Below are 13,750 nucleotides of genomic sequence, written 5' to 3'. Positions count from 1 at the left end.
AAGTATAGTCAGTTAATTGCTGATCAGTATGCGTCCTATGGGTTTCCGAACCTTCAGCTAATGACGGAAGTTGTACATTCAGAAGAAGCATTTCAGCAGTTTGTAGAGCAACGAAAACAAGAAGATACAGAAAAAGTATTACAAGCCATCACAGAAATGCAAAATAAAGAAAATGAAAAAAGTGATGGACCAGACCTACCAAAAGGTCCGCTTACAATTGGATATACGATTAAAGACGAGACGGTTCGCCTGGACTCCATTGTAGATGAAGAAAAGCGAATTGCCGTTGAAGGATACGTATTTGATGCAGAAACGAGAGAATTACGAAGCGGACGTACGCTTCTTATTTTTAAAGTGACAGATTATACAAACTCTATTATGGTTAAAATGTTTTCGCGTGACAAAGAAGATATTCCTTTACTTCAAGCGATTAAAAAAGGAATGTGGGTAAAGGTGCGCGGAAGTGTACAAAACGATACATTTGTCCGTGATCTAGTTATGATTGGAAATGATGTTAACGAGATTACCGGTCCCGCTAGACAGGATACAGCGCCTGAAGATGAAAAGCGTGTGGAACTTCACTTGCATACGCCAATGAGTCAAATGGATGCCGTTTCATCTGTTGGAGCTTTAGTCGGACAAGCCAAAAAATGGGGACATCCGGCTGTAGCGATAACTGATCACGCGGTTGCACAGTCGTTTCCTGAAGCGTATGGAGCCGGGAAAAAGAACGGCATTAAAATACTGTACGGAGTGGAAGTCAATTTAGTGGACGACGGCGTACCGATTGCCTATAATCCGCAGCATGTGGATTTGACAGAAGCAACTTACGTAGTATTTGACGTCGAAACAACCGGTTTGTCAGCCGTATACGATACCATTATTGAACTTGCTGCCGTGAAGATGAAAGAAGGCGAAATCATCGATCGATTTGAACGGTTTGCAAATCCTCATCATCCTCTGTCTGCAACAACAATTGAGCTGACGGGTATTACAGATGATATGGTCCAAAATGCGCCTGAAATCTCAGAAGTACTTCGGGATTTTCACGAGTGGATGGGCGACAGTATTTTAGTCGCTCATAATGCAAGCTTTGATATGGGATTTTTAAATATGGGACTGCAAAAAATCGGATTAGAAAAAGCAGCTAACGGCGTTATTGATACGCTTGAACTCGGAAGATTTTTGTATCCGCATATGAAAAACCATCGTTTAAATACTCTTGCTAAAAAGTTTGATATTGAACTTGTGCAGCATCACCGCGCGATTTACGATGCGGAAACAACCGGCTATTTGTTAAATAAAATGCTGAAAGATGCATTTGAACGCGAAATTACGATGCACGATCGCTTAAATGATTATATGGGAGAAGGGAATGCATATCAGCGGGCCCGTCCTTATCATGCGACGCTTTTAGCACAAAACGACGTAGGTTTAAAAAATCTATTCAAACTCGTTTCGATTTCTCATTTAAATTACTTTTATCGAGTTCCGCGAATTCCAAGGTCTCAGCTCGACAAATATCGAGAAGGCATCTTGATTGGAACCGCATGTGACCGGGGCGAAGTATTCGAAGGCATGATGCAAAAAGGAATTGATGAAGTAGAAGGAGTAGCTGAATTTTATGATTACATCGAAGTGCAGCCTCCTGACAACTACAAGCACTTAATTGAACTGGATTTAGTGCGGGATGAGAAAGCCTTAAAAGATATTATCAGCAATATTGTGAAGCTCGGTGAAAAGATTGGAAAGCCGGTTGTAGCAACAGGAAATGTTCACTATCTCAATCCGGAAGACAAAATTTACCGAAAAATTTTAATTGGTTCACAAGGGGGGGCTAACCCGTTAAACCGTCATCAGCTGCCGGATGTTCATTTTAGATCAACGGATGAGATGCTGAATTGTTTTTCATTTTTAGACGGGGACAAAGCGAAAGAAATTGTTGTTCATAATACGCAAAAAATAGCGGATATGATTGACGATATTAAACCAATTAAAGATGATTTATATACGCCGAAAATTGAAGGCGCAGACGAAGAAATGCGTGAAATGAGCTATGCGATGGCACGCAGCATCTACGGTGAAGAGCTGCCTGAAGTAGTAGAAGCTCGCCTAGAGAAAGAGTTGAAAAGTATTATCGGCCACGGGTTTGCCGTTATTTACTTGATCTCGCATAAACTTGTTAAAAAATCGTTGAATGATGGTTACTTAGTTGGTTCACGTGGTTCCGTAGGGTCTTCATTCGTTGCGACGATGACAGAAATTACAGAAGTAAATCCACTGCCTCCGCATTATGTTTGTCCAAAATGTAAGAAATCCGAGTTTTTTAATGACGGTTCCGTTGGTTCTGGGTTTGACTTGCCGGATAAAAGCTGCGACGATTGTGGGGTACCATTTATTAAAGACGGACACGATATTCCGTTTGAAACGTTCTTAGGATTCAAAGGAGATAAAGTTCCCGATATCGATTTGAACTTCTCCGGAGAGTATCAGCCGCGAGCTCATAACTATACAAAAGTACTGTTTGGACAAGATAATGTATACCGCGCGGGAACAATCGGTACAGTAGCTGAAAAAACAGCTTATGGCTATGTAAAAGGCTATGCCGGTGACCGTGATTTACATTTACGAAACGCAGAAGTGGATCGTTTAGTAGCAGGATGTACGGGCGTAAAACGTACAACGGGTCAGCATCCAGGGGGGATTATCGTTGTACCGGACTATATGGATATTTTCGATTTTTCACCGATCCAGTTTCCAGCTGATGACCGTAATTCCGAATGGAGAACAACTCATTTTGACTTCCATTCGATTCATGATAATTTATTAAAACTTGATATACTCGGACACGATGATCCGACCGTGATTCGCATGCTTCAAGATTTAAGTGGAATTGATCCAAAAACAATTCCGACGGATGATCCTGAAGTGATGAAAATTTTTAGCGGAACGGAATCACTTGGCGTAACAGAAGAGCAAATTATGTGTAAAACAGGAACGCTTGGCATACCTGAGTTTGGAACGCGCTTTGTGCGTCAAATGTTAGAAGATACGAAGCCAACGACGTTTTCAGAGCTTGTTCAAATCTCAGGACTGTCACACGGGACGGACGTATGGCTTGGTAATGCGCAGGAGCTAATTCGCAATGATATTTGCAACTTAAGTGAAGTAATCGGCTGTCGTGATGACATCATGGTTTATCTGATTTATCAAGGTCTTGAACCTTCACTTGCCTTTAAAATTATGGAGTCTGTACGTAAAGGGAAAGGGCTAACACCTGAATTTGAAGAGGAAATGATCAAAAATGGTGTTCCGGACTGGTATATTGATTCTTGTAAAAAGATTAAGTATATGTTCCCTAAAGCCCATGCGGCTGCTTATGTATTGATGGCCGTGCGTATTGCTTATTTCAAAGTGCACCACGCGCTTCTTTATTACGCAGCATACTTTACGGTTCGTGCAGATGACTTTGATATTGATACGATGATCAAAGGCTCAACTGCCATTCGAGCGAAGATGGAAGAAATCAATGCCAAAGGTTTAGATGCATCTCCTAAAGAGAAAAACTTATTAACGGTGCTTGAGCTTTCTTTAGAAATGTGCGAACGAGGCTATTCGTTTAAAAAAGTAGATTTATATGAATCTAGCGCAGACGAATTTTTAATTGACGGCACGTCTTTAGTTCCACCGTTTAATGCCATTCCCGGTCTTGGCACAAATGCAGCGCTGAACATTGTAAAAGCTCGTGAAACGGGAGAGTTTTTATCGAAAGAAGATTTGCAGCAGCGAGGCAAAGTATCGAAGACGATTTTAGAGTATCTAGACAACCATGGATGCCTTGAATCATTACCTGATCAGAACCAGCTTTCTCTTTTCTAACATTTGCATAAAATAAGCGGTTATGATATAGTAATTGTGGAAATGCTAAGGATACGGACGAGAAAGAGTGGGGAAACCCGCTCTTTCTTATTGATATGAACTTACTGACATAGTAAGTAGTATGGAGAACGAATCGGCTTCTAGCATGATTCGTTTTTTCTGTAGATTTTCAATCACCATGATTGATTTATTATGTGACGTTTAAAATCCTGCAACACAAACGACAACATTTCCACTCTAGTAGGTTAGACCTCTTATAGAGTGCAAAATAAAAATAGCAAATAAACCACTCTTTTTTGATATAAGAGACATAAAAAACGCGTAACCTAAACATACCATGCAATGTCTCGAAGGGAGGATTAGAATGAGTAAAAATGTAAAACAAACAGTGGAAGAAATGGTTTCCCCTATCTTAGAGGAAATGAATTTAGAGCTTGTTGAAATTGAATACGTAAAAGAAGGAAAAGATTGGTTTTTACGTGTGTTTATCGACTCTGATACCGGCGTGGATATCGAAGACTGCGGAGCAGTAAGTGAAAAATTGAGTGAGAAAATGGATGCAGTAGATCCAATCCCTCATAACTATTTTTTAGAAGTATCATCGCCTGGTGCGGAACGCCCATTAAAAAAAGATAAAGATTTTGAACGTGCAATTGGTAAGCATGTATACATAAAAACATATGAACCAATTGAAGGTGCAAAAGAATTTGAAGGCGAATTACAATCATTTGACGGAGAAACTGTCACATTATCTATTCGTATCAAAACACGCACAAAAACGGTGGTTTTACCATATGACAAAGTCGCTTTTGCTCGATTAGCGATTGTATTTTAATGTGTAGGGGCCAATATTAAAGGGGGATTATCCAACGATGAGCAGTGAGTTATTTGATGCCTTAGTCATTCTTGAAAAAGAGAAAGGCATTAGCAAAGATGTAATTATTGAAGCAATTGAAGCAGCGCTAATTTCTGCTTACAAACGCAACTTTAACCAAGCGCAAAACGTACGCGTTGATTTAAATTTAGAAAGAGGTTCAATGCGCGTGTTTGCTCGCAAAGATGTGGTTGATGAAGTATATGATCCACGCCTGGAAATTTCGGTTGAAGAAGCACAAACAATCAACCCTAACTTCCAACTAGACGATGTGGTTGAAATCGAAGTAACGCCAAAAGACTTTGGACGCATCGCGGCTCAAACAGCAAAACAAGTTGTTACACAGCGTGTTCGTGAGGCGGAACGAGGCGTTATCTATTCAGAGTTCAGCGATCGCGAAGAAGATATTATGACAGGTATTGTTCAGCGTCAAGATTCTCGATTCATCTATGTGAGCCTTGGCAAAATTGAAGCATTGCTTCCTCAAAGCGAGCAAATGCCAAATGAACAGTATAAACCTCATGATCGTATTAAAGTGTATATTACGAAAGTAGAAAAAACAACAAAAGGCCCGCAAATCTATGTTTCACGTACGCACCCAGGTCTTTTAAAACGTCTTTTCGAAAAAGAAGTACCGGAAATCTATGACGGTACAGTTGAATTAAAATCAGTAGCTCGCGAAGCTGGAGACCGTTCAAAAATCTCTGTTCATTCTGAGTATGCTGAAGTAGATCCGGTCGGTTCTTGTGTTGGGCCAAAAGGTCAGCGCGTACAGGCTGTTGTAAATGAACTAAAAGGTGAAAAAATTGACATCGTTCGCTGGTCAAATGATCCAGTTGAATTTGTTGCCAACGCTTTAAGTCCATCTAAGGTAGTAGATGTGATTGTAGATGAAAATGAAAAAGCAACAACTGTTATCGTTCCTGACTATCAGCTGTCACTTGCAATTGGTAAACGTGGACAAAATGCACGTCTAGCTGCTAAGCTGACAGGCTGGAAAATTGATATTAAAAGTCAATCAGAAGCTGAACAAGAAGGCATGGTTGTAAAAAACAGCGATGATATGCTAGTAAGTCAACATGCATTTGATTCAGATGAAGATATGGAATAAGAGGTGAGCCAAGGTGAACAATCGTAAAAAAGTCCCGATGCGAAAATGTGTGGCCACTGGAGAAATGAAGCCTAAAAAAGAGCTAGTACGCGTTGTACGCTCAAAAGAAGGCGACGTTTCAGTTGATGTAACGGGTAAAAAGTCCGGGCGCGGAGCTTATGTAAGCAAGGATAAAGAAGCAATTTTATTGGCAAAAAAGAAAAATGTGCTTTCGACACATTTAGGCGCGTCAATAGATGAAGCGGTTTATGAAGAGTTGCTAGCGCTTGTAGAAAAGGAGAAACAGTCACGCTAATGAATGAACAATGGATCTCCTTTTTAGGGCTTGCAAACCGTGCACGAAAATTGATTTCTGGAGAAGAACTTGTGGTTAGAGAAGTTCGGAAACAAAAAGCAAAGCTAGTACTTTTAGCAAGCGATGCGTCTGAAAACACAAAGAAAAAAGTAACGGATAAATGTTCTTACTATAACGTTTCGGTTAAAATCGTTCCCGATCGCTATACGCTAGGTCAAGCGATTGGTAAAGATGCTCGAGTTGTAGTAGCCGTTATGGACGAGGGATTTGCTAAAAAGCTAGCAACGATGCTCGGTTAATTTTATGGGGGTGAAAGTATTGAATAAAAATACAAAATCAACAGCTAACAAAGGAAACAATAAAGGTAACAAAAAGCCACAGGCACAAAAGTCACAGGCACCAAAAGGTAGACCAGCTCCAGCAGCTGCAAAAGAGTTACCGGAAAAAGTAACGTTTGTCGGAAGCTTAACGGTTTCTGAGTTAGCAAAAGAATTAGGCAAAGAGCCTTCTGAAATTATTAAAAAACTATTTATGCTTGGTGTAATGGCAACAATTAACCAAGAGTTAGATAAAGATTCTATCGAACTAATTGCCGGAGAATACGGTGTAGAAGTTGAAGAAGAAGTAGTGGTAGATGACACTGCTTTTGAATCATTAGAAATCATTGATGACGAAAAAGATCTTCAAGTGCGTCCTCCAGTTGTTACAATCATGGGTCACGTTGACCACGGTAAAACAACGCTTCTTGACTCTATCCGTAACACAAAAGTAACGGCTGCAGAAGCAGGCGGTATCACGCAGCATATCGGTGCTTATCAAGTTGTGGTTGACGAAAAGAAAATTACATTCCTTGATACACCAGGGCATGCTGCATTTACAACGATGCGTGCTCGCGGTGCGCAAGTAACGGATATTACAATCCTTGTTGTTGCAGCAGACGATGGTGTAATGCCTCAAACAATTGAAGCGATTAACCATGCAAAAGCGGCAGAAGTGCCAATTATTGTTGCGGTTAACAAAATGGATAAAGAAGCAGCAAATCCAGATCGCGTTATGCAAGAACTAATGGAGCACGGCCTTGTAGCTGAAGAGTGGGGCGGAGAAACAATCTTCTGTAAGCTTTCAGCCATTTCAGGTGAAGGGATCGATCAATTGCTTGAAATGATTTTACTTGTAAGTGAAGTAGAAGAGTTAAAAGCAAATCCTAACCGTCGTGCAGCAGGTACAGTTGTAGAAGCACAGCTAGATAAAGGCCGTGGGTCTGTAGCAACGCTTCTTGTTCAAACTGGTACACTACGCGTAGGTGATCCAATCGTAGTCGGAAATACGTTTGGCCGCGTTCGCGCAATGGTAAATGATATCGGCCGCCGTGTGAAGGAAGTAGGACCATCTACTCCGGTTGAGATTACTGGCTTAAACGAAGTTCCGTTAGCTGGAGATCGTTTCTTAGTGTTTGAAGATGAGAAAACAGCTCGTCAAATCGGAGAAGCTCGTGCTCAAAAGCAGCTTGAACAACAGCGCGGTGAAAAATCTCGCGTAAGCTTAGATGATTTATTTGAAAAAATTAAACAAGGTGAAATGAAAGACTTAAACCTTATCGTAAAAGCAGACGTACAAGGTTCTGTAGAAGCATTGGCTGCTGCTCTTCAAAAGATTGATGTAGAGGGTGTAAATGTTCGTATTATTCATACGGGTGTAGGTGCGATTACAGAATCTGATATCATTCTTGCAACTGCTTCTAACGCAATCGTTATCGGCTTTAACGTGCGTCCGGATGCTGGAGCAAAACGTACAGCTGACGTAGAAAACGTAGATATTCGTCTTCACCGCATTATTTATAAAGTAATTGAAGAAATTGAATCTGCGATGAAAGGAATGCTTGATCCTGAGTTTGCTGAAAAAATCATCGGTCAAGTGGAAGTACGTCAAACATTCAAAGTATCAAAAGTTGGTACAATCGCAGGAAGTTACGTAACAGACGGTAAAATTACACGTAACAGTGGAATTCGTTTAATTCGTGACGGAATTGTTATCTTTGAAGGTGAAGTAGATGTGCTAAAACGCTTTAAAGACGATGCAAAAGAAGTCGCTCAAGGATATGAGTGTGGTATTACAATTAAAAACTTCAATGATATTAAAGAAGGAGATATTATTGAAGCATATGTAATGGAGCAAATTGATCCTAAATGATTGGACTAGTGGAGTGTGAATGCTTAATTTACAATGCTGCTTCTCTTAAAGAAAAACGTGCCGTGCTTCAGCGCATCTTGATGCGCTTGAAGCAGCGGTTTAACGTATCAGTTTCAGAAACTGATTTTCAAGATGTGTGGCAACGAACAAAAATTAGCATTGTCGCAGTCTCATCTAGCCGTGTCACAACGGAACAAGAACTGCAAAAAGCGCTAAGCTTGATTGATTCTTTTCCAGAGATTGAACGTACCATTACAACTTTTGATTGGTTATAAAAGGGGTGACACAGATGAACATAAGAGCAACTAGAGTCGGAGAACAAATGAAAAAAGAGATGGGCGAGATTTTAAATCGTAAAATCAAGGATCCGCGCATCGGTTTTGTGACTGTAACAGATGTTCAAGTATCAGGCGATTTACAGCAAGCGAAAGTGTATATCTCTGTTTTAGGAGATGCTGAACAGCGTGAGAATACGTTAAAAGGCCTTGCGAAAGCAAAAGGATTTATCCGCTCAGAAATCGGTCAGCGCATTCGCTTACGTAAAACACCTGAAATTACGTTTGAGTTTGATGAATCAATTGATTATGGTAATCGAATTGAATCATTGCTTCATGAAATTAAAAAAGAAAGCGATGACCATCAAGAGAACGAATAAGATCGGTGAATGTAGAAACAAAAAAGGGTGTCTCAAAAGTGGTTTTTGCTTCTGAGACACCCTTTTTTAAATGAAAAGGAGATGAAGAATGAGTGGACGGTGTTTTAATTTTACATAAACCAGCTGGCCTGACTTCGCACGACTGTGTGTTTAAAGTCCGAAAGCTGCTTCGCACTAAAAAAGTAGGGCATACAGGCACATTAGACCCAGACGTTACAGGGGTATTGCCTATTTGTATCGGTAGAGCTACTAAAATTGTAGAGTATCTAACAGGAGCTACTAAAACCTATGAAGGAGAAGTTACACTCGGATTTTCTACAACAACAGAAGATTCTTCCGGAGAGGTTGTAGAAGAAAAGAAAGTAGTGGATTCTTTTTCACGTGCTCAAATCGAAGAAGTGCTGTCTTCGATGACAGGAGAACTTCAGCAAGTGCCTCCAATGTACTCTGCGGTAAAGGTCAAAGGTAAAAAGCTATATGAATATGCAAGGCAAGGAATCGAAGTAGAGCGCCCTGTTAGAACCATTCATATCTATAACTTTGAACTGCTGGACGATCGCGCTATATTTGAGGGAGAACAAATTTCCTTCAAATTCCGCGTAACGTGCAGCAAAGGTACATATGTGCGAACGCTTGCTGTGATGATTGGAGAAGCACTTGGCTATCCGTCTCATATGTCTTATTTGCAGCGAACGGGTTCAGGGCAGTTTTCACTGGAAGATTGTGTGACATTTGAAGATATTGAACGGGCGGTAGAAGAAGAAACGATCAATGAGAAACTGCATTCGATCGAAGAAGCTCTTAATCATTTGCCGAAACTTCAAATTAGTGATACATTAGCAGAGAAAGTGAAAAATGGCGCGGYATTGCCGTGCACAGAAGATGAAGAGTTAAAAAAAGAACCATTCTTTTTAATGATAAATTCAGCAGGCAAGTGCTTAGCAATTTATGCTCAGCACCCAACGAAAAAACATTTAATGAAGCCGGTTAAAGTGTTGGCAATCGACTAGACCGGTTAGGGAAAAGGTGAACTGTGTTTTGGAAACGATTGAAATTCGACATCCACACCACTTTCAACGAGAAGCTGTTCAACAATCAGTGTTAGCGCTTGGTTATTTTGATGGTGTGCATTTAGGGCATCAGCAAGTGATAAATTCAGCAAAACAGTTAGCGGATGAAAAAGGCATAGCTAGTGCTGTGATGACGTTTACTCCTCACCCTTCTGTGGTGCTTGGGCGCAATGTGCAGCACATTGATATGATCACACCACTTCAAGAAAAAAAGAAACTCATTGAGGAAATGGGAATTGACTTTTTATATATCGTTCATTTTGATAAACAGTTTGCAGCACTATTGCCTCAAGAGTTTGTTGATCAGTATATTATTGGCCTGAATGTGCAGCATGTGGTAGCTGGATTTGACTATACGTATGGAAAGTTAGGTAAAGGAACAATGGAAATACTACCATTTCATTCTCGATCAAAATTCACTCAAACAACAATTGATAAGTTAACAAATGGCGAAGAAAAAATTAGTTCAACGCTCATTCGCGAAAATTTAGCAAATGGAGACATGCATCGAGTAAAAGAGCTGCTTGGGCGCTATTATGAAGTGTCGGGTACAGTGACTCATGGAGAAAAGCGAGGCAGGCAAATAGGTTTTCCGACTGCTAACATCGCTTTAGACGATGAGTATTTACTTCCGCGCATCGGCGTGTATGCTGTTGAGCTTCAGCTCCACGGCAAGTGGTATGCAGGAGTATGCAACGTGGGCTATAAGCCGACTTTTCATGATAATTTAGAAAAGCCAACAATCGAAGTCCACTTATTATCATTTGACGAGCAAATCTACGATCAGCACGTAACGGTGAAATGGCACCGAATGATTCGTTCAGAAAAAAAGTTCAGCGGCATCGAAGAGCTTGTCGGTCAGATCTCAAGGGACAAGGAAGAAGCCCTTGCTTATTTTGAAGGAATTCAAAAGCATAAGAAATAAAAAAATATATATAAATAGTTGCTACGACTTGCTTTTTGTTCTAATAAGTAGTAACATAACACTTGTATGTAAAACAACCATTGCTTGGCATTACGATTCACCAACGTTTTGCTCGGTAACTGGGGTTTAATAATAAGGAGGTGAATAGGATGGCTATCACACAAGAGCGTAAAAATGAAATCATTAGTGAGTACAAAACTCATGCGAACGACACTGGTTCTCCAGAAGTTCAAATCGCTGTCCTAACAGAGCAAATTAACAATCTAAACGGTCACTTACGTACTCATAAAAAGGATCACCATTCACGTCGTGGTCTTTTAAAAATGGTAGGTCGACGTCGTAACTTACTTAACTACCTACGTAACAAAGATGTTACTCGTTATCGTGAGTTAATCAACAAACTTGGTTTACGTCGATAATAAGAAGAAAGCGGGAGCATTCCCGCTTTTTTAGTATGTACATTTAAGAAATATTAAAGATGCTACATAATGTGAAAAAAGCTATTGTTTTTGGATATTTCGTTTATAATAAAACTATCACATTTGATTACATACATATTTTATATGTAGAGAGGGGTACTCGTCGATATGGAACAAGAAAAACGAGTGTTCTCCGTAGATCTAGCTGGACGAAAGCTAGAAGTTGAAGTTGGCCAGTTGGCAAAACAAGCAAATGGCGCAGCATTAATCCGCTATGGAGACACAGTTGTATTAAGTACAGCAACGGCTTCAAAAGAGCCTAAAAATGTAGATTTCTTCCCGTTAACAGTAAACTATGAAGAGCGTTTATATGCAGTCGGTAAAATCCCAGGTGGATTCATTAAGCGTGAAGGCAGACCAAGTGAAAAAGCAATCTTGGCTAGCCGTTTAATCGACCGTCCGATTCGTCCTTTATTCGCAGATGGTTTCCGAAACGAAGTTCAAGTTGTCAGCGTTGTAATGAGCGTAGATCAAAACTGTTCTTCAGAAATCGCGGCAATGTTCGGTTCTTCATTAGCATTATCAGTATCTGATATTCCATTTGAAGGTCCTATTGCAGGCGTAATCGTAGGCCGTGTAGACAATGAATTTGTTGTAAACCCAACGGTAGATGAGCTTGAAAAAAGCGATATTCATCTAACGGTTGCTGGTACAAAAGATGCGATCAACATGGTTGAAGCAGGCGCTGATGAAGTACCGGAAGAAGTAATGCTAGAAGCAATTATGTTTGGACACGAGCAAATTAAAAAGTTAATTGCGTTCCAAGAAGAAATTGTAGCAGCAGTAGGCAAAGAAAAAGTAGAAGTTGCGCTTTATACTGTGGATGCTGACCTTGAGCGTCAAGTTCGCGAAATTGCAGAAGGTGACATGAACCGTGCCGTTCAAGTTCAAGAAAAGCATGCGCGCGAAAATGCGATTAAAGAAGTGAAAAGCGCAGTAGCTGCAAAATTTGAAGAGCAAGATGTAGAAGAAGAAGTACTAAATCAAGTGAATGAAATTTTATCGAAGCTTGTTAAAAGTGAAGTGCGTCGCTTGATCACAGAAGAAAAAGTGCGTCCTGATGGGCGTAGTATTGACGAAATTCGTCCACTTTCTTCTGAAACAAACTTGCTTCCTCGTACACACGGATCTGGATTATTTACGCGTGGACAAACTCAGGCGCTTAGCATCTGTACATTAGGTGCACTTGGCGATGTGCAAATTTTAGATGGTTTAAGTGTAGAAGAATCTAAACGCTTCATGCATCACTATAACTTCCCTTCATTTAGTGTTGGTGAAACTAGACCGATGCGCGGACCGGGTCGTCGTGAAATTGGACATGGTGCGCTAGGTGAACGTGCACTTGAGCCTGTTATTCCAAATGAAAAAGATTTCCCTTATACAATTCGTCTTGTATCTGAAGTATTAGAGTCAAACGGTTCTACTTCACAAGCGAGTATTTGTGCAAGTACGCTTGCAATGATGGATGCTGGGGTTCCAATTAAAGCACCTGTAGCAGGGATTGCCATGGGTCTGATCAAATCAGGTGAACACTACTCGATTCTAACGGACATTCAAGGAATGGAAGATCACCTAGGAGATATGGACTTTAAAGTAGCAGGTACGGAAAATGGAGTAACTGCGCTTCAAATGGATATTAAAATTGACGGGTTATCTCGTGAAATTTTAGACGAAGCCCTTCAACAAGCAAAAAAAGGCCGTATGCAGATCTTAAATCATATGATGTCAACGATTGCTACGCCTCGTCAAGAGCTTTCTCAATATGCGCCTAAGATCCTTACAATGGCTATTAACCCTGATAAAATTCGTGATGTTATTGGACCAAGCGGCAAGCAAATCAATAAAATCATCGAAGAAACAGGCGTTAAAATTGATATCGAACAAGATGGTACAATCTTCATTTCTTCTATTGATCAGCCAATGAATGAAAAAGCGAAGAAAATTATTGAAGATCTTGTACGCGAAGTTGAAGTCGGCCAAATGTACTTAGGAAAAGTAAAACGAATTGAAAAATTCGGTGCATTTGTAGAAATCTTCAGCGGAAAAGATGGGCTTGTTCATATTTCAGAGCTTGCAGAAGAGCGTATTGGAAAAGTGGAAGACGTTGTATCAATTGGCGACGAGATTCTAGTTAAGGTTATGGAAATTGATAAACAAGGCCGCGTTAACTTATCTCGTAAAGCAATTTTAAAAGAACAAAAAGAAAAAGAAGAAAAAGCAAAAGAAACAAAATAATCTTCTTTTACTACTATATAGATATTGTGAAATCGTC

At 40.2% G+C, this 13,750-nt stretch carries 11 protein-coding genes and 1 pseudogene; all 12 read left to right on the top strand.

Annotation, left to right across the window (positions count from 1 at the left end):
* A partial coding sequence (locus AC1DRF_RS05270) for a PolC-type DNA polymerase III (RefSeq protein WP_477740402.1) occupies nt 1–3,879 on the top strand: 3,879 nt, incomplete at its 5' end.
* Nucleotides 3,880–4,243: 364 nt separating this feature from the next.
* Nucleotides 4,244–4,714 carry a ribosome maturation factor RimP gene (rimP, locus tag AC1DRF_RS05265; protein ID WP_013084764.1) on the top strand — a complete coding sequence of 157 codons (471 nt, stop codon included), beginning with the start codon at nt 4,244–4,246 and terminating at the stop codon, nt 4,712–4,714.
* Nucleotides 4,715–4,751: 37 nt separating this feature from the next.
* Nucleotides 4,752–5,864 carry a transcription termination factor NusA gene (nusA, locus tag AC1DRF_RS05260; protein ID WP_013058839.1) on the top strand — a complete coding sequence of 371 codons (1,113 nt, stop codon included), beginning with the start codon at nt 4,752–4,754 and terminating at the stop codon, nt 5,862–5,864.
* Nucleotides 5,865–5,877: 13 nt separating this feature from the next.
* A complete protein-coding gene (gene rnpM, locus AC1DRF_RS05255; protein WP_013058838.1) occupies nt 5,878–6,159 on the top strand; it encodes an RNase P modulator RnpM in 282 nt (93 codons plus the stop codon).
* Nucleotides 6,159–6,458: a YlxQ family RNA-binding protein gene (locus AC1DRF_RS05250; RefSeq protein ID WP_013058837.1), complete on the top strand. Its 300-nt coding sequence runs from the start codon at nt 6,159–6,161 to the stop codon at nt 6,456–6,458. The genes rnpM and AC1DRF_RS05250 overlap by 1 nt, the downstream gene beginning before the upstream one ends.
* Nucleotides 6,459–6,480: 22 nt before the next feature.
* Nucleotides 6,481–8,349: pseudogene (gene infB, locus AC1DRF_RS05245) on the top strand (translation initiation factor IF-2); the annotation flags it as partial.
* Entirely contained in the window at nt 8,346–8,624 is a 279-nt protein-coding gene (locus tag AC1DRF_RS05240) for a DUF503 domain-containing protein (RefSeq protein WP_016765375.1), read from the top strand. The pseudogene infB and the gene AC1DRF_RS05240, both read left to right, overlap by 4 nt.
* Before the next feature lie 14 nt (nt 8,625–8,638).
* Nucleotides 8,639–9,004, top strand: coding sequence for a 30S ribosome-binding factor RbfA (rbfA, locus tag AC1DRF_RS05235; protein WP_013058834.1), 366 nt, complete (start codon nt 8,639–8,641; stop codon nt 9,002–9,004).
* 92 nt (nt 9,005–9,096) lie between these two features.
* Entirely contained in the window at nt 9,097–10,014 is a 918-nt protein-coding gene (truB, locus tag AC1DRF_RS05230) for a tRNA pseudouridine(55) synthase TruB (RefSeq protein ID WP_477740401.1), read from the top strand.
* A gap of 28 nt (nt 10,015–10,042) precedes the next feature.
* A complete protein-coding gene (gene ribF, locus AC1DRF_RS05225; protein ID WP_043976521.1) occupies nt 10,043–10,999 on the top strand; it encodes a bifunctional riboflavin kinase/FAD synthetase in 957 nt (318 codons plus the stop codon).
* A gap of 149 nt (nt 11,000–11,148) precedes the next feature.
* Nucleotides 11,149–11,418: a 30S ribosomal protein S15 gene (gene rpsO, locus AC1DRF_RS05220; protein WP_013058831.1), complete on the top strand. Its 270-nt coding sequence runs from the start codon at nt 11,149–11,151 to the stop codon at nt 11,416–11,418.
* A gap of 168 nt (nt 11,419–11,586) precedes the next feature.
* Nucleotides 11,587–13,713: a polyribonucleotide nucleotidyltransferase gene (gene pnp, locus AC1DRF_RS05215; protein ID WP_013084762.1), complete on the top strand. Its 2,127-nt coding sequence runs from the start codon at nt 11,587–11,589 to the stop codon at nt 13,711–13,713.
* Nucleotides 13,714–13,750: the final 37 nt, after the last annotated feature.

The organism is Priestia sp. P5_B4 (assembly GCF_056400385.1).
Note: the sequence above shows the minus strand (reverse complement) of the source record. Positions and strands in the feature narration are given on the sequence as shown.